Origin of the sequence: Caulobacter sp. ErkDOM-E (genome assembly GCF_048541895.1) — a bacterium.
In the GTDB taxonomy this organism is placed as follows: Bacteria; Pseudomonadota; Alphaproteobacteria; order Caulobacterales; family Caulobacteraceae; genus Caulobacter.
The window spans coordinates 2,060,850-2,076,198 of sequence record NZ_CP183331.1 but is presented as its reverse complement, the minus strand read 5'-3'; the positions used below and the strand labels follow the sequence as shown (position 1 = coordinate 2,076,198).

17 protein-coding genes are annotated in these 15,349 nt (G+C 64.3%); 6 read left to right on the top strand and 11 right to left on the bottom strand.

Annotation, left to right across the window (positions count from 1 at the left end; translation table 11 throughout):
* Positions 1-3 precede the first annotated feature (3 nt).
* The gene (locus ACN2C7_RS10190; protein WP_419316819.1) at positions 4-711 is read right to left on the bottom strand and encodes a YecA family protein; all 708 of its coding nucleotides are present in this window, start codon (positions 709-711) and stop codon (positions 4-6) included.
* Positions 708-2,342 carry a hypothetical protein gene (locus ACN2C7_RS10185; protein WP_419316818.1) on the bottom strand — a complete coding sequence of 545 codons (1,635 nt, stop codon included), beginning with the start codon at positions 2,340-2,342 and terminating at the stop codon, positions 708-710. The genes ACN2C7_RS10190 and ACN2C7_RS10185 overlap by 4 nt, the downstream gene beginning before the upstream one ends.
* Positions 2,343-2,567: 225 nt before the next feature.
* On the opposite strand from ACN2C7_RS10185, the gene ACN2C7_RS10180 reads away from it, so the two are divergent.
* On the top strand, positions 2,568-3,158 hold the full coding sequence (locus ACN2C7_RS10180) for a hypothetical protein (protein WP_419316817.1): 591 nt from the start codon (positions 2,568-2,570) through the stop codon (positions 3,156-3,158).
* 227 nt (positions 3,159-3,385) lie between these two features.
* Here the strand turns inward: ACN2C7_RS10180 and ACN2C7_RS10175 are convergent, their stop codons facing one another.
* From ACN2C7_RS10175 to ACN2C7_RS10160, 4 genes are all read right to left on the bottom strand, one after another.
* Positions 3,386-4,312, bottom strand: coding sequence for a hypothetical protein (locus tag ACN2C7_RS10175; protein WP_419316816.1), 927 nt, complete (start codon positions 4,310-4,312; stop codon positions 3,386-3,388).
* 211 nt (positions 4,313-4,523) lie between these two features.
* Positions 4,524-5,399, bottom strand: a complete 876-nt coding sequence (locus tag ACN2C7_RS10170) for a sigma-70 family RNA polymerase sigma factor (RefSeq protein ID WP_419316815.1) — start codon at positions 5,397-5,399, stop codon at positions 4,524-4,526.
* 11 nt (positions 5,400-5,410) lie between these two features.
* Positions 5,411-6,190 (bottom strand): SDR family NAD(P)-dependent oxidoreductase, encoded by a 780-nt coding sequence (locus tag ACN2C7_RS10165; RefSeq protein WP_419316814.1) that lies wholly within the window; start codon positions 6,188-6,190, stop codon positions 5,411-5,413.
* Between the two features lie 15 nt (positions 6,191-6,205).
* Positions 6,206-6,526, bottom strand: a complete 321-nt coding sequence (locus ACN2C7_RS10160; RefSeq protein ID WP_419316813.1) for a putative quinol monooxygenase — start codon at positions 6,524-6,526, stop codon at positions 6,206-6,208.
* A 407-nt stretch (positions 6,527-6,933) separates the two neighbouring features.
* On the opposite strand from ACN2C7_RS10160, the gene ACN2C7_RS10155 reads away from it, so the two are divergent.
* From ACN2C7_RS10155 to ACN2C7_RS10145, 3 genes are all read left to right on the top strand, one after another.
* Entirely contained in the window at positions 6,934-7,503 is a 570-nt protein-coding gene (locus tag ACN2C7_RS10155; protein ID WP_419316812.1) for an RNA polymerase sigma factor, read from the top strand.
* A complete protein-coding gene (locus tag ACN2C7_RS10150) occupies positions 7,496-7,849 on the top strand; it encodes a DUF6768 family protein (protein ID WP_419316811.1) in 354 nt (117 codons plus the stop codon). Before ACN2C7_RS10155 ends, ACN2C7_RS10150 begins: the two co-directional genes overlap by 8 nt.
* Before the next feature lie 65 nt (positions 7,850-7,914).
* Entirely contained in the window at positions 7,915-8,280 is a 366-nt protein-coding gene (locus ACN2C7_RS10145; RefSeq protein ID WP_419316810.1) for a hypothetical protein, read from the top strand.
* Positions 8,281-8,283: 3 nt separating this feature from the next.
* On the opposite strand, the gene nhaA is transcribed toward ACN2C7_RS10145, so the two are convergent.
* The 4 genes from nhaA to ACN2C7_RS10125 all read right to left on the bottom strand — a co-directional run bounded on the left by nhaA (position 8,284) and on the right by ACN2C7_RS10125 (position 12,699).
* The gene (nhaA, locus tag ACN2C7_RS10140; RefSeq protein WP_419316809.1) at positions 8,284-9,522 is read right to left on the bottom strand and encodes a Na+/H+ antiporter NhaA; all 1,239 of its coding nucleotides are present in this window, start codon (positions 9,520-9,522) and stop codon (positions 8,284-8,286) included.
* 145 nt (positions 9,523-9,667) lie between these two features.
* Positions 9,668-10,846 carry a mechanosensitive ion channel family protein gene (locus ACN2C7_RS10135; protein WP_419316808.1) on the bottom strand — a complete coding sequence of 393 codons (1,179 nt, stop codon included), beginning with the start codon at positions 10,844-10,846 and terminating at the stop codon, positions 9,668-9,670.
* Positions 10,847-10,924: 78 nt separating this feature from the next.
* Positions 10,925-11,284 (bottom strand): hypothetical protein, encoded by a 360-nt coding sequence (locus ACN2C7_RS10130; RefSeq protein WP_419316807.1) that lies wholly within the window; start codon positions 11,282-11,284, stop codon positions 10,925-10,927.
* A gap of 113 nt (positions 11,285-11,397) precedes the next feature.
* Positions 11,398-12,699, bottom strand: coding sequence for an SLC13 family permease (locus tag ACN2C7_RS10125; protein WP_419316806.1), 1,302 nt, complete (start codon positions 12,697-12,699; stop codon positions 11,398-11,400).
* Positions 12,700-12,792: 93 nt separating this feature from the next.
* Between ACN2C7_RS10125 and ACN2C7_RS10120 the strand changes: the two genes are divergently transcribed.
* Together ACN2C7_RS10120 and ACN2C7_RS10115 are read left to right on the top strand one after the other, a co-directional pair.
* On the top strand, positions 12,793-13,638 hold the full coding sequence (locus tag ACN2C7_RS10120; protein WP_419316805.1) for a hypothetical protein: 846 nt from the start codon (positions 12,793-12,795) through the stop codon (positions 13,636-13,638).
* Complete coding sequence (locus ACN2C7_RS10115) at positions 13,635-14,390, top strand: hypothetical protein (RefSeq protein WP_419316804.1); 756 nt, start codon at positions 13,635-13,637, stop codon at positions 14,388-14,390. Before ACN2C7_RS10120 ends, ACN2C7_RS10115 begins: the two co-directional genes overlap by 4 nt.
* On the opposite strand, the gene ACN2C7_RS10110 is transcribed toward ACN2C7_RS10115, so the two are convergent.
* Positions 14,387-14,854, bottom strand: a complete 468-nt coding sequence (locus tag ACN2C7_RS10110) for a MarR family transcriptional regulator (protein WP_419316803.1) — start codon at positions 14,852-14,854, stop codon at positions 14,387-14,389. The two genes, ACN2C7_RS10115 and ACN2C7_RS10110, sit on opposite strands and share 4 nt — an antisense overlap.
* Positions 14,855-15,349 lie beyond the last annotated feature (495 nt).

The window sequence follows — 15,349 nt, the reverse complement described above, 5'->3', positions numbered from 1 at the left end:
CCCCTATGCACCACAGCATTTTTTGAACTTCTCACCGCTCGCGCAAGGGCACGGTTCGTTCCTGCCCACCTTGGCAGCGGCGTGGGCGACCTTCAGCCGGCGTCGTCGGATATTGGTAGCGCCAGCTTCAGCCCGAGCGCGCTCGACGGCTGTTAGGCCGTGCAGGGCGACAAGCTGAGTTGTGGCGCTAGTGAGGGTGCGGTCAGCATCGTATTCAAGCTCGATCAGGCGCCGCTCGACTTCGTCGTGCATGGCCATGATCGCGCGCGTGTGCTCGACACCTTCGCCAGCTCGCATCGGTGCGTGTGGCGACCATGTATAAATCGTCGTTCGGACGTCCCCATAAGTCGATAAGGGCTTGGCACGCCCGAGCTTCCCATTGCTGTCAAGCTGCTTGTCGATCGCCTCGGAAATCTGGAGGCGAAAGTCTCCAGCCCAGTCCAAAAGATGGCTGGCTAGCTCCGAAGAACCTGGGGCAGCAGTCCGGTCCAAATGCGCGATAATCTCAGCGATCCGATGCGGCGGTTTCTGAGCTGGAGGGCCATCGTCTTCACCACGCAACACAGCGGCGAAATACGCGTCGATGTCGTTACGGTAGCCATCGAAACTTAGATGGCTTAGCTGACCGGCTGTAAGTTCGTCCGCAAGCTGGGCGTAGTTGTTTTCGGCCACATAGAGTCCGAAATGGTCGAGCTCGTCGTTCAGGTTCACCAAATCGGACTGCGCCGCGCGCGCATGCGTTGTTCGACGAAATGCAGGAACGTTAGTGGGCTGGTGAACAGGTCCGCATAGGCGCGCAGGTCATCAACGGACACCACCCATACTGGGCGCTTTCCGAGCTCGATGCCGACACCCTTCAGATGCTGTGCTCGAGCAGTCAGGTCTGAAAAAGCATCGAGGGTCACCGCGCAGATCGTGACGTGTCTAAACTGGTCGCGCCGAATGCGGCCGATCTCGTTGTGGTCGGCGTCGGCGATGACGACCTCTGGCGCGCTCTCAAGATAGTCGAGAAAACGCCCGGCCTGCTGGACAGGACTGGAGACCAGGGCCTCCAGCGAGGCAATATGCGCCGGCAGATCCGTTGCTGGTGATGTGTAGGTGAAAGCGCCAGCTTTCACCTCGATGATAAGCAAGTGATCGCCGAAGATGATAAGACCGTCAGCCTCATACCATTGGGCGGCCGCTGCGGATGGCTTCCAACGATAGTAGACCGGAGCGAATGAAGTCGCGCCGGGCAGAAGCTTGGTCAAGTATTTGAGCGGCAGTTTCTCGGAGACGATCTTTTGGCGTTCGTTCCAAGTCGGGCGATATGACGGGTCCAGCCGAAATATAGCGCGCTGAAGGACCCGATAGAGGTTGTCGAAAAGGCTGAAAACGTCAAAGCAGTAGGCGCGGCCGTCCAGCCGAATGAATGGGCGCTTCATCGTTGGCCAGACGCGCAAAGGCCATCCAGAAAACGGACCAGGCGCCAGAAATTCGATGTCCTCTGCTGGCGACCAGCTCAGTTCATCGACGAGCCTGGCCGGCAAATTCGTGTTGGCGGCGATGTCGAAGAGACCCAGGCCGAAAAGGTTGGCCATAACCGTCTCTCGCTCCTTGGCGAGGTCTGGATCTTCGAACACTTGTCGGCGCAGACCCTCGATGTCTGCCTCAGGCGCCGCCTCGGCAAGTTGAGTGAAACGATCGAGCGTATGGTCGCGGAAATTATCGAAACCCAACATGGTCTCTTGAAGGCCGTGGGTGAGTTTGATGAGAAGCTTATCTACTTCATCGACCAACCCCTGAGCGTCGATGCCAAAAAGCTTAACCAGTTCGTCGCTATGCGGCGCCAGAACGTCCAGAAGCGCTTGCATCTCGTGCACATGATAGCGTTTGCCGCGAACATTGGTCCAAAGCACCTCGGCTCTGAAGCGAAATTCCTCTAGATGCAGATCAACATCCGCAGTTTGAAGTCTAAGATTCGCCGAGCGGCAGATCTGATATTCCATGGTCACGCGTTCGAAGAGCTCGCGCACCGTCGCTTTCAATGCGTCCCATTCTTCGGCCTCGACATCGGCGGCTTGGATTGGTGCGCGAGGCGCGGCGGCGATGAGGCTCTGGACGTAATCGACCATGCGCAGGGCCAGCGAGCGATCAATATCCGAATTCGCTTCGGACAAGCCCGAGAAGGCAAGCGCCAACTCCCACCACGCGCGCTTGAGCAGTTCGGCCGGCGGCAACCTCGCGATCTGATCGACTAACCGTTTGACCAAATTGTCGATGGCTGTTTCGACTTCTGGCAATCGCCGCCCCATTGCGTCGCGCGTCGCATCGAATTCGTCGCCCTCGGCGCCGGAACGCATCACCGTGAGCTTTCCAAAGCGCGCAAACTCGAACGGCCCGATAGCGAATTGCTCGTCGGGTCGAGTAGACTTTATTCGCTTTTGTTTCTTCCTCACAGGTTAGCCTTGCGCCACTGTCACGCTTTAGCAAGGGCTACCGCGAGAACGACCTTATCCGGACGGACGCGGGCCTCGACATTGTCGTAGCCGAGCCATTCTTTATTGGTCCAGACGAGTGAGGACAGGATGCCATCTTTCCAGTCGCTGATGTATCAGATCGGCTTGAATTCGATCGAACGCGCGAAGAAGGACGCGATCGGCGGGTTCAAGGCCGAGCTCGCCCGGCTCGAAGAAGAGTGGCGGGAGCACAAGCGGAAGGTGGCGGCCGGCCTCATCCCAGATGTCGAAGGTGACGAGGAAACGGGCTACGTCTTCGACTTCGGAGAACATATTGGGGAGATGCAATTCGAAGCCGAGCAGTGTCTCAAGCTCGTCCGCGAGGCGTTTCTGCTTACGGTATATCACTATTGGGAAAAGGAGGCCTGCGGCCTCCTTGGGATCTCACACTATAAGCAAAGCGAGGTGTTCGAGGCAGCCCGTGTCGACAAGCGCTTCGACGTCGATGAAGCTGGGTTAAATAAGGCGCGACAGATTGCTAACTGCATCAAGCACGACGTCGGCAAGGCCTTGTTTAAGGCTCATCCCGAACTTTTCGATATGGAGCACAAAGACCCCGAGGACAAATCCAACTGGCAGCGCGCCTTGGCGCTGACTGACGAGTATCTTGATGGGGCCATTAAGGTAGTTCGTTCCTCCGGACCAAGAGATTCCAAGTAGCGCGCCGGCCATGCCAAGCGGCGTACTGCGCCTGCGAATCACTGGCGGATTTTCCCAGATGCTCGCCCTGCCCAGCCTGCAGCAGACAGTGTCAACTTCCAGTGTTGAGTCACGCCCGCGCCGTCGGTGTTGAAGACCTGAATGTCCGCCATGGCTCGTTCGTAGTCATCGGCACCGGCGGCTGAAAGTCTGTAACCTGAAGCGATCCCAAGTTCTGCTCCTGGTGCCTAGTGTCCTAGCTTTATCCGCGCGATCGCCGCGTAGACCATGGGGTCCCGTCTCGCGGTGTAGGCGCGTCGGCCGCGTTGCGCTTCACCCCACGCGCCAAGGGCCAACGCCGCAATGCCCGCGCCTGCGCTCCAAGGGCTGCCCTCGACGAGTGCGGCACCGATTGGAAGCGCGGTGACCGCGACGCTGACCGTGGAAGAGACGAGGTTGAAACCCTTGAGGTCGTCGACCAGCTCATCGCGCCGCTGGTGTAGCTCCCGAAGGTCAATGTCGCCGCTGCCAGCAGCGAGAACTGAGATGATTTCGTCGCGAAACTCTTGCAGGGCGCGCGCATGTTGCCGTCGAAACCGTACAAGCTCGCGAATGGGCGTCGAGGCGGCGACGGGGAGTAGGGACGTCACTGTCTGGAGCTCGTTAGCGCGACGGCGCTCTGATGTAGTTATGCCTGTGACCCGGGTCCAAGCAGCTCCGGTGTCCGTAACAAGTGACGCTTCTTCCCGCGAAAAGGTCGTCATCTGCAAGGCCAAGTATGTGAGAACTTGGTCGGCCGCCCAACGCGGTCCGACGAGCCATCCATCCCGATCTTCATGCAACTGACCTGTCGCACGCAGGTCGTCGGCCAAGTCAGTGTACGCAAGCTTGCCCAGATGCACGCGGGCGGGCGCAAGATCGCGCCTCTGCGTGCCAGGCAATTGCGTCAGATAGCGAACAAAGCGGGCGTCGGCCTCGCGGTCCCAGCCCGACATCCCGGGAGTGACGGGGACTACTACGTCCTCCCCGATCAGCTCTTCGGTCCGGCGGTCATAGAGATCAGCCCGCTGGTCCATGGGTGCGATCACTTGGATCCGGTCGAAATAAAGGATGGCCGGATTGACCCAACTCGACTCCGGAAGAGAGAGATTGGGGAAGTAGAGGGCCTGGAGCATCGTTCAATCGCCCGTTTAGGATGCGGCGACTAGGGCATAAGGCGCAGCTTGGACGCAAGATGGCGGCGGTTCTCAACCCGGTATAGCCGGTGCCCAGGCCCCGATGTTTCGTCTGCATGCGGCGAGCCCAAGGTCGGCTAGTGGGCTCGATCCCAAGGTCTGCTGGTGGCGCGACGTGGAAACACCGGTGGCTGAGGCTCGAAGGCTAAGGTCAAACGAGGTGGACCGTCGCGCCCTCCATGACGTAGCGCGCGTACAGGAAATCCTGGATGCCGCGCACTTGGCCTTCCTCGAAATCGAGCACCACGACATAGGCCGGTGTGAAGAGCGAGACGGCGCGTTCGTAGACCAGCATCGCGGCGCGGCCATCGATCGTCGCGGGGGCGAACGCCCATTTCGCGCCGGCCGCCTCGTAGGCGCCGTAGTATTGGCCGACCTCGCCCTTGCCGCGCCGTTGGAACGGCGTGGTGACGAGGTCGAGCCTCACGTCGTCGGCGAGCATCGCGCGCACGGCGTCGAAATCGCCGACCCTGAAGCCATCAACATAAGCCACCAGCCGTGCGCGCATCGCCTCCGATAGCATCGGCAGATCGACGTCCCCGGGTTCGCGCGCCAGTTCGCGCAGACGGACCCGGCCGCGCTGCAGGGCCGATTTCGCCGCGGCTTCGGTCGCGCCCGTGATGGCCGATAGTTCCTCCAGCGAATGGCCGAGCACGTCCTTCAGGATCACCGTACTGCGTTGGAGGGCGGGTAGCCGGAGGAAGGTGCGCAGGCTGGCGGCGGCGATATCGGGATCGGGCTTGTCGGGGGCGGCGATCATGGCCAAGTCCTCCTCCGTTCCCATGGGTGCGATCCGTTGGCGGCGACGCAGATAGTCGAGCGCCGTGTTGTGGGCGATGCGGAACAGCCAGCCCTCCGGATTGGCGAGGGGCCCCACCGTTTCGCGCGCAATCAACGCCTTGAGCAGGGCGTCCTGGACGACATCCTCGCCATCGACCACCGAGCCGGTCATGCGCGCGCAGTAGCGATGCAGCGTCGGACGCATCGCCGACAGCATCGCTTCGAAATCGCGCGGTTGATCGGTCATGGGCGAGATTCCTACAGGTCGAGCACGAAAGGATCTGTATCCGCGCGAAACCCGTAAGCCACGCCTGTTTCGTAGCTTGGGTCGTTCAGCAACTCGGCGACCTGTTGGCCGATCTGCGTCGGGTGCAGGATAGGGCCGTAGCGCTTGACCATATACTCGTCGACGGTGAGCCCCTCTTCCCGCGCCTGGACGGCGGCGACCGCATAGCCAAGCTCGGTCCCCGCGATCGCCTGGGTGGGGACCAGGACCTGGAAGCGGATCCCGAGCGCATGGTCGTCCGAGGCGGCTTGCGCCTGATGCGCCATGTACCAGATCATCCGCTTGGCGCCGACATAGCCGCCCGACAGGCGCAGGTTGCGAGGTTCGATCGCGGGATGGCTCATCACCATCGCCGCACCGCTCGACATGATCAGAACGCGCGAGCCCGGCCGCATCGGCGTATTGAGCGCCGCCTGAACGCCCGCGAGCGTCGCCTTCACGTCGGTGTTCCAGATCGCCGAGAAACCCTCCCAATCCTCCTTGTCGATCGTCTTCAGAGGCAGGCGCGCGCCGGCGTTGAGCACCAGCACATCCGGATCGATATCGGCCACGGCGCGATGGATCAGCGCCGCGTCTGTCGCGTCACCAGCGATCAGCCGGGCGCCAGCATCGCGCGCTGCGCCGAGTTTTTCAGGGTCGCGAGCGATCGCGGTGACATCGGCGCCACGCCTAGCCAAGGCCTTGACGATCTCCAGCCCCAGTCCGGCGCTGCCGCCGGTCACGACGGCCCGGCAATTGGCGAGATTGGTCATGTGTTCACCTCTCGCTCAGGCCTGACGCGCATAGGCGAGGGCACCCATGACCGAGTCGAAGCTGGCGAGCGCCGCGATGCGGGGGAAATAGGCCTGCATGCGCGCGTCGCTCTGCATGGCGCCGACCGCGGCGGCGTCACGCCACTGCGAGATGATCGTGACGCGGGCGCCGTCCTGAGCCGCCACGAAGCTGGTCGAGCGCCAGCCGTACAGGGTCGTGATCACCTCGTCGGTGTTCTGGCGCAGCAGATCGAGCAGCGCCGCTTGGTTGGCGGGATCGCAGGTCAGCACATTGACCAGGGTCGTCGCGCTGGGATCGAGGGCGATGGCGTTCATTTTGACGTCTCCATGGCGAGCGTCGAAACGACCTCGCTGTCCAGGAGACGACGCGCCGGATCAAAACGGATCGGCGCCGTAAACTTTTTTCGAGACTTTCCTGAAGATACGCTCGGCGCCCACCTGTTGAAGGCCGCAGCTTCAGCGGGACCGCCCGAATGTCTTGTTTCCGGCGTGGTCCCTGAGTCCGCAAGTGGCGCAGAACGGCCCGGCGCCGGCGGCGAGGCTTGTTGTCGCGGCCACGTGACGAGCCAGGCTCCCGCTCGTGCCTAGAACCCGGGACGGCTGGCGCGGCTCACCTTGAGCACACCAAAGAAGGCGCTGCGTTGCGGCCCCGGCGGGCCAGGTGCTTAGTGATCTTGCGGTGTGATTGAACCGTTTGAGGGCTGGGCGCCACCTTACAATCAATGACCCGCCAAGCTTCAGATCAGCGCTTCGCCGCCAGTCGTCTTCTCGACGGCTACCTCGTCGTCTCCGCCCAGGCCGGCGACCGGCGCGCGGCCGACTTGCTGGCGCGTCGCTATCATCGCCGACTGGTGGCCCATGCCTGGCGGCTGACCGGCGATGAGGAACTCGCCAAGGATGTCGTTCAGTCCAGCTGGATCGATATCGCTCGCGGTCTTCCCCGCCTGAAGGACGAGGCGGCGTTTCCGGCTTGGGCCTATCAGATCGTGTCGCGCCGCTGCGCGCGAAGCATCCGGGCGTTGCAGGGCGATCGCGCCCTGTCCGGCGCCCTAAGGGATGACCCCGGTGGCGGCCCGACCGAGCCGCCAGAGATCGCCACGCCCCGCCTGCAGGCCGCCATCAGAAGTCTGCCCCCGCACCAGAGGGCGGCTCTGGCGCTGTTCTATGTCGACGATCTGAGCGTGGCCGAAGTCGCCATCGCGCTCGACGCCCCGGCGGGCACGATCAAGACCCGCCTCATGCACGCCCGGCGCGCCCTGCGCGCCGTTCTGGAAGGAGATCATCATGACTGACATCGACAAGGCCCTGAAGGACGAAGAAGACGCCCTGCTGCGACGCATCGGGGAGGAACCCGGCGATCTGGATCAACTTGCGGCCCTGCTGTCCGCACGGTCGGGATGGATGGCGAGGGTGCTCCTTGCGGCGCAGACCCTTCTGTTCGTCGCCGGGGCCTGGGCCGGTTGGAACTTCTTCCAGGCGACCGACCCGCTCTTGGCCCTGCGCTGGGGACTGCCTGCGGCCGTGCTGGTGATCATGTCGCTGATGATCAAGCTGGCCTTGTGGCCCGCGATGCACGCCCAGCGACAGCTCCAGGCGCTCAAGCGGATCGAATTGCGGATTGCGGCGACGAGAAGCTGACCGCAGGCTCGGAGCGACCAAATCCAGTCGCGCGCGTTGGTCTTCTGGCTGTTCAGGAGAACCCGATGTTCGATGATTTCGTCGATAGGCTCATCTCTCGCTTGATGGCGGGAGCGGGCTTGGTGATGGCGGCGGCGATCGCCGCCGTCGCCGGCGCGATGGCGATCTTCGCTTTCCTGACGCAGTGGGTAGGGGCGGCCTGGGCCTATGTCATCGTCGCGGCCATCGCGGCGGGGGTCGTGGCAGTGTGGTCGTTGTTGCAGAAGTCGCATCGGGACAGAATGCGCCAGCCGCCCCTGGACCAGAGGGTTCTCGACGCGCTTCACGCCCACCCGACCGCCGCCTTCCTGGCCGGCCTGGCGGCGGCGAGTTTGCTGAAGGGTAAGCCTTCGCAGGCGGCGGCGCTCTGGAAGGCCCGGAAGGGCGCATAGGCTTCAGCCCCGCGCGTAATCCTCGTCGCGATCAGCGGCCGCAGGCGAGCAGGGCTTGCAGAGCCGCAGGATGGTCACGCCAAGCAGGGCGGAGGCCAGCGATCCGACCAGCACGCCGATCTTGGTCTCGTCGATCAGAAGGGGATCGCCGAAAGCCAGGTTGCCGATGAACAGGCTCATGGTGAAGCCAATGCCGCAGAGCACGGCTACGCCATAGAGCTGTGCCGTGGAGGCGTCCCTGGGCATGTCGGCCCAGCCGAGACGCACGATCGCGGCAGCCGTCAGGAAGACGCCGAGCTGCTTGCCGACGAATAGGCCCAGCGCCACGCCTAGCGGCACGGGATCGAGCAGCGCGGCCGGCGAGACGCCCGCGAAGGACAGGCCGGCATTGGCGAAGCCGAACAGTGGCACGATCAAGAAGGCCACTGGCTTGTGCAGGGCATGTTCGAGCCGATGCAGCGGCGACGCCGCGTCATCGGGGGCCGCAGGGCTCTTGCGCAGGGGGATCAGCATCGCCAGGGCCACGCCCGCCAAGGTGGCGTGGACGCCCGACTCCAGCACCAGCCACCAAAGGATGAGACCGCCGATCAGATAGGGCCACAGCGCCATGACCTTCAGGCGATTGAGGATCAGCAGGGCGACGATGACGCCACCGGCGGCCGCCAGATAGGCCAGGTGCAGCTGGGCGGTGTAAAACAGCGCGATGATCACGATGGCGGCGAGATCGTCCATGATAGCGATCGCCGTCAGGAAGATCTTCAGCGATCCGGGCACGCGTGGGCCCAGTAGCGCCAGGACGCCGAGCGCGAAGGCGATGTCGGTGGCCGAGGGAATGGCCCAGCCGTCGCGGCTGGCGGGCGAGCCGGCGTTGAAGGCAAGGTAGATCAGGGCCGGCACGATGACACCACCCAAGGCGGCGACGCCGGGCAGGATCACGCGCGACGGCTTTGACAGTTGACCATCGAGCACCTCGCGCTTGATCTCCAGTCCGACCAGCAGGAAGAAGACCGCCATCAGGCCGTCATTGATCCAGTGAAGCGTGCTCTCCCGTAGATGAAAGGCGCCGATCGCAAAGCCGAATTCAGTCTTGAGGGCCGCGAAGTAGGGCTCTGCCAGCGGCGAGTTGGCCACCACCAAGGCCAAGGCGGCTGTGGCCATCAGCACATAACCGCCCGAGGCTTCGTGATGCAGGAAGGCGCGCAGGGCCGAGAGCGGACGGGATCGGGATGAGGTTCGGGTCATGCGGATCTCGTCTCTGACGGCTTTTCGCGTGCGCGCGACCTGGAGTGCGGCTGGACCCGCGAGTCGGGTTGAAGGCCTCTCGCAGTCGCGCGGCCAAGTTCGCGAACATGCCGCCTTGGTCAAGCCAAACCGGTCGCAGCCCGCTCTAATTGACCGCTTCGCGCAGGCCCGCCAGTTCAGCCACCTGCCGATCGGGCATCACGACCTGCATGTGCGGGAAGGGGATTTCCACGCCGGCTTCGTCGAAGGCCAGCTTGATGCGGCGGTTGTATTCGCGTCCGACATTCCACTGCTGCAGCGGCTCTGTCTTGATCCGCGCCTTCAGCACCACGCCGCTGTCGGCGAGGCTGTCGACACCGACCACCTCGATCGGCTCCAGGATCTTGTCGGCGAAGTCCGGATCGGCCTTCAGTCTTCCGCCGACGCGCCGCATGATCGCCAGCGCCGCATCAAGGTCGGAGTCGTAGGAAACCTGCAGGTCGAAGACGTAGTAGGAGAAGGTCTTGGTCAGGTTATGCAGCACCTGGGCCTCGCTGTAGGGGAAGACGTGCACGGTGCCGTCGAAGTCGCGCAGGCGGATGGTCCGCAACGTCATCTGCTCGACGAGCCCGCCGCTGTCGCCGATGCGGACGATGTCGCCGACCGAGACTATGTCCTCGACGATCAAGAAGATGCCGGTCAGGAAGTCCTTGACGAGGGTTTGGGCCCCAAAGCCAAGCGCCACCCCCACCACCCCGGCGCCAGCCAGGAGTGGACCGATCTTCACGCCCAGTTCGCTCAACGCCATCAGAACCCCGACGATGACGATCGCGGTCTGCGCGATGCCAGCCAGCAGCGGACCCAGTGTCGCCAGCTGGGCTCGCCGGCGCGGCTCGGCGGCATGGCCGACAAAGCCGTCCGTGGCCCGGCCAATCGCCAGACCGACCAGTTCAAACGCCGCTACCGTCGCGACCAGTAAGACCGCAAGGCGCACCGTAGCGCCAAGAATACGCGCGCCAAGCGGTGTTGCGGTCCAGCCGAGGAGATTGAAGCTCCAGATCTCGGCGATGACGAGCACGGCGATCATCGTCGCGGCGACCTGCACGGTTCGACCGGCCAGACGCGCCAGTCGATTGGACCGCACAGTCTTTTCCGCGTCTGGCGGGCCAGGAAGATGCTGAGCGCCAAAGCGCGCCAAGCGCCGCGCCAGTCGGCCGGTCGCAACCGCCAGGAGGCTGACACCGACCGTCAGGGCCAGATTGATAGTCCAAGCTAGGGGACTCATCGCCGTGAAATGGGCGATCAAGGCCTTCAGGCTCGCCAGAATGCGTTCGCTCGCCGTCATCGGCCGCGACCTCCTTCTTGCTGTACGGGGCACCGCTTACGAGCGGCGGTCGAAACGGTGGGCGCTAGCCCGGTGACGTTAGACCGAGGGACGGCTCTGCGTCAGGGCGAGGCGAATGGGGGCGACCTGATGGTCGGGGGCGCGCCAGTCCGAGGTCTCGTGGGCGTCGTGTTCAGTGGGGTCGAGCAACATGGAGCGAACGCCCCAGGTGGACATCAGGGCCTGAGCTAGTTCCGGGGCCTTGCGCTCTCCGGTGGGTTGGCCGGCCACTAGAGCCAGTGTTGGGCCTGTCTGTGCGGCCATGGCCAAAGCCATCCTGGCGGTGTGGATCGGACCGACGACCCGGATGTCGGCGTCGTAGAGGTCGGTCATGATCGTGGCGGCGTCGATATCATCGCCGCAAATGAAGAGGATCGTTTCCCTGTCGTGATCGCTCATCGCGTCCCCGCTTTCCAGGACCGAAGCGCCAGCCCATAAATATCGTAACACGATCTAATTGGTACTCGGGACACATCTACCTGACGAAGTCGTGAGGCTTTGATCCTGGGGGCTTAGAAGGGGAAGAAAATCGGGATGGCCGCCAGGCCGGCGGCCCAGGTGATCAGGTTGAGGGGTGCGCCGATCCGCACGAAGTCGAGATAGCGATAGCCGCCCATCTGACAGACGATGACGTTGGTCTGATAACCGAACGGTGTGGCGAAGGCGGCGCTGGCGGCCATCATCACGGCCACCAGGAAGGGGCGGGGGCTGACACCGAGGCTCTCGGCCAGGGCGACGGCCAACGGGGTCAACAGCACCGCCACGGCAGCGTTGGACAGGAGCTCGGTCAGCAGCAGGGTCGCGCCATAGATCAGGGCCAGGGCGTAGAGCGGCCCAAGGTCGTGCAGCCATCCGACCAGCGCGTCGGTCGTCAGGGCCGCCAGACCGGTCAGTTCTATCGACAGCCCCACCACCACCATGCCCGCGATCAGCAACAGGATCTCCGGCCGCAAGCCCTTGTAGGCGTCCTCGACGCTGATCACGCCCGTCACGACCAGCAGTACCGCCCCGGCGAAAGCCGCCGCCGCGATCGGCAGCAGGCCCAGGGCCGCGACGGTCACCACCAGGACAAAGACCACCAGGGCCGCGCCGGCCTTCAGCGGGTTGAAGGGCGCATCAATGGGATAGAGCGCGGGATCCTCGCCGTTCGGCGGCGAGATGGCTGGCAAGGTCGCCTGTTCGGACACAGGAGCCGGCGCGGGCTCGGCGCCCAGCAGACGTGGCCCCACCAACACAAGATAGAGACCCCCGACTACGGCGATGACCAGAGCCACCGGGGTGATCTCGAACAGGCTGAACGCGGGCTGGCCGGCATTGCGCGCCATGTCGTTGACCAGAAGGTTGGTCGAGGTGCCAATCAAAGTGCAGGCGCCGCCGAGGATCGTCGCGTAAGATAGAGGGATCAGAAAACGCTTGGGCGACAGACCCATAGATTTGGAGACGTCGCGCACCACCGGCGCGCCCAACACCACGATGGGGGTGTTGTTGAGGAAGGCCGAGGCCACGCCACAAAGTCCGATGACCATCCAAAGGCCCAGGGCGCCCAGGCGTGCGCATAGCCGTGTGGCTCCTCTGATCAGCATGCCGAGAAGGCCCGAGAGCTCCATGGCGTAGGCAATGACGAAGAGCGACGCTAGCGCCAGGATGGCTGGGCTGGCGAAGGCCGCCTGCACCTCGACCGGTCGGACGGTGCGGGTGCCCAGCAGGACGGCTGCGCCACCCAAGGCCACGACATCCGAGCGTAGCTTGCCATGGATCAGGGCGACGACGACCGCCGCCAGCACCCCCAGCGCGATGATTTGTGCCGGCGTCATCATGGCCACCCGGCGGCGCGGGCGCGAGCGGCCGGCGCGGAGCGTGGCGAAGGCGATTGCAATCGGAACCCTGTCTTCTGCTAGGCTCTCGCCATGAGCGACAATAACCCTAGGTCGGCCGACCGCAAGTTCGCCCTGTTCGCGCCCGTCGTCATCGGGTTGGCGGCCGTTGCCGTGCTCGTCTGGCTGTTGATCCGTCAGACGCCGCCGACGCCCGCCCCGCCTGAACCTATACCGGTCGTCGCGGCGCCGCCCGCCGCGCCTGCACCCCAGAAGACAGCCACGCGCGGCGATCTGATCGCCGCCGCCGCCACGGCGGCCAACGCCTATGCGGCGGGAACGGCGGACGGCGGCGGCCGGGACCTGGTCGGCCGTCGCTTTCGGATGCGGCTGATGTTTGGCTGCGGTGGCCCGACCGCCGACCCGGGGTCGGCTCAGGCCTATTATCAGTATGATCCGGCCGGCCCGGCGCTGCGTCTCGTCGCCAGGCCCGCGATCTGGACCGATCTGCCGCTGGTTCGCGCTGCGCCGACGCCCAAGGGGACCGAGTTGGTCGAGGGGTTCTGGCTTCCGCGCCCATGGTTAGCGTCGGAGGGCTGCCCCTCCCGGCGAGCCATTGCGCCGCCCGCGACACCAACGCCTGCCGAGGCTCCGACCTTGGGGCTGGCCATGTTGCACGCCGCGCAAGATTCGCGCGTTGAGCGGCGCGGCGAGCGTGCTTACGAGCATGTCGTCAAGCTGGACGCTGGCGACGTCGATCAGGCGCGGACCTTTGGCCTTGTGCTTGAAGGAAAGGTTTCTGGGTTTGCCGATGGAGCGGCGATCCATTGCTGGAGCGAGTCGGCAGAACACCGTCCAGTCTGTCTCTATGCGGTAGATATCGATCGCGTCGCTTTCGAGGACGCCAGGGCGACCGTGCTCGCCGATTGGCCCAAATGAGCGGCGAGGGCGCACCGCCAGTCGTCGCTCTGGTCGATCGTTCGAACTACAGGACGAGCGTTGGGATACATGCCGCCTGGCTGGCAGAGCGTATGGGCGTGGGCCTTGAGTTGCTTCATGTGTGCGAACCAGGTCAGGACGGCGCGGCGGAATGGCCAGGTTTGCTCGCCGATCTGGCGGCGCATCTGGCCGATCAGGGTGCGCCAGCGCCTGTTCAGCGTCTGCTCGAAGGCGCTTTGGCCGATGTGGTGTCGAAGACCCCGGCGGCCTTGTTCGTGATGGGCAAGCGCGGAGCCGACAGCCAGGATGACCGGAAGGTGTTGGGCGGGCAGATCGACGCGGTGCTGAGCGTGACCAGGGTTCCGGTCTGCCTCGCCTCGCGGGTTTTCCTACCGATCGAGCGGGCTCTGGTTGTCACCGATGGCGACCCGAGACGCCGCGCCGCCCTCGATCTCGTCGCGGACCATCAAGGCTTTGCCAATCTCCAACTTGAGGTTCTGGTGGCGACCAAGGCTTCGGACGATCCGGGCGAGAAGCTCGCGCTAGCGCGTCAAGCGCTGGACGGGCGCGCCAAGGCCTTCGCGATATCCGCCGAACGTCCCGGCGCGGCCGTTTGGGACTATCTGCAGACGCGCCAAGCCGACTTGATCGTCATTTCTCGCGCCGTGCTCCTGGCGGGCGGGACAGGGCCGCTTCGGGCGATCACACCGGCGGGCCTGTGGAATGCTCGCACGCCGGTCCTGGTCTGTTAGCGGCGATTTGGGGCAGCGCGGCGCGCGGCCTCGATGATGTCGGCGAGGATGTCGGCGCCCTGGCTCAGGCGGCCTAGGTTGCGTCGGGAGATGGTCTCCAGAATCGCCGCGCCACGCGGACGTAATTCCAGCACAACGCGACGTCGGTCGGCAGCAGAGTCTCGGCGCGCCGCCAGGTCGCGCTCGACCAGGCGGGCGACCAGTTCGACGGCGCTGTGGTTCTTGATCAGCAAGCTGTCGGCGAGGTCCCCGATCGAGATCGGGTCCGGCCCGGGATGCGCCTTGATGGCCAACAAAGCTTGGTGCTGCTGTGCGGTCAGGCCGTGGTCGCGTGCGCCTTGCTCGCTGAACGCCAGGAACTGGCGGATGGCGCGGCGAAATTCCCCAAGTGCGCGATAGTCTTCCTGGGTGAGAGGCGCGTCCTCGATCAGGTTTTGCGAGGGCGGAGAGGCTGGCGTCGTCACGACAGGATCCTGGACGGCGCGCGAGACGCTCGCGGCCGGTCGCTTTCCTAACATGGAGGCCGAGTCGCGAGCAGTCCCGACGCGCGCCAATTTGACGAATAGATCGTGTTACGATATTTAATGCCGATGGCTGTTTGGAAAGCCGAGCGCTCTAAGGGCGATGCGCCGCTGGCGCGGGCTTGGGGGATATTGCTCGCGTCGGTGCGATTAAGGCGAAAGCAAATCGCGACGCTGCTGACGGGCGCGGCCTTGATGGCTGCAGCCGGCGCCTTGGTTGGATCAGAGCTGCAATTGGACGAGCTCGAAATCCGGACGGTCCGAGGACCACACCTCCAGGTCAGGCCCGGGCAAGGTGGCGATCAAGCCGGCGTCACTATCCCGTGAGACGCGCCCCTATCACCCTGGAGCCTGCTACGCTTGGCGCCATTCGGGATGACGCCGCCCTGGATAGAGCCTTGGCTCGCGTCGCATCGTGCGACAGGTTCGCCGTCCCTT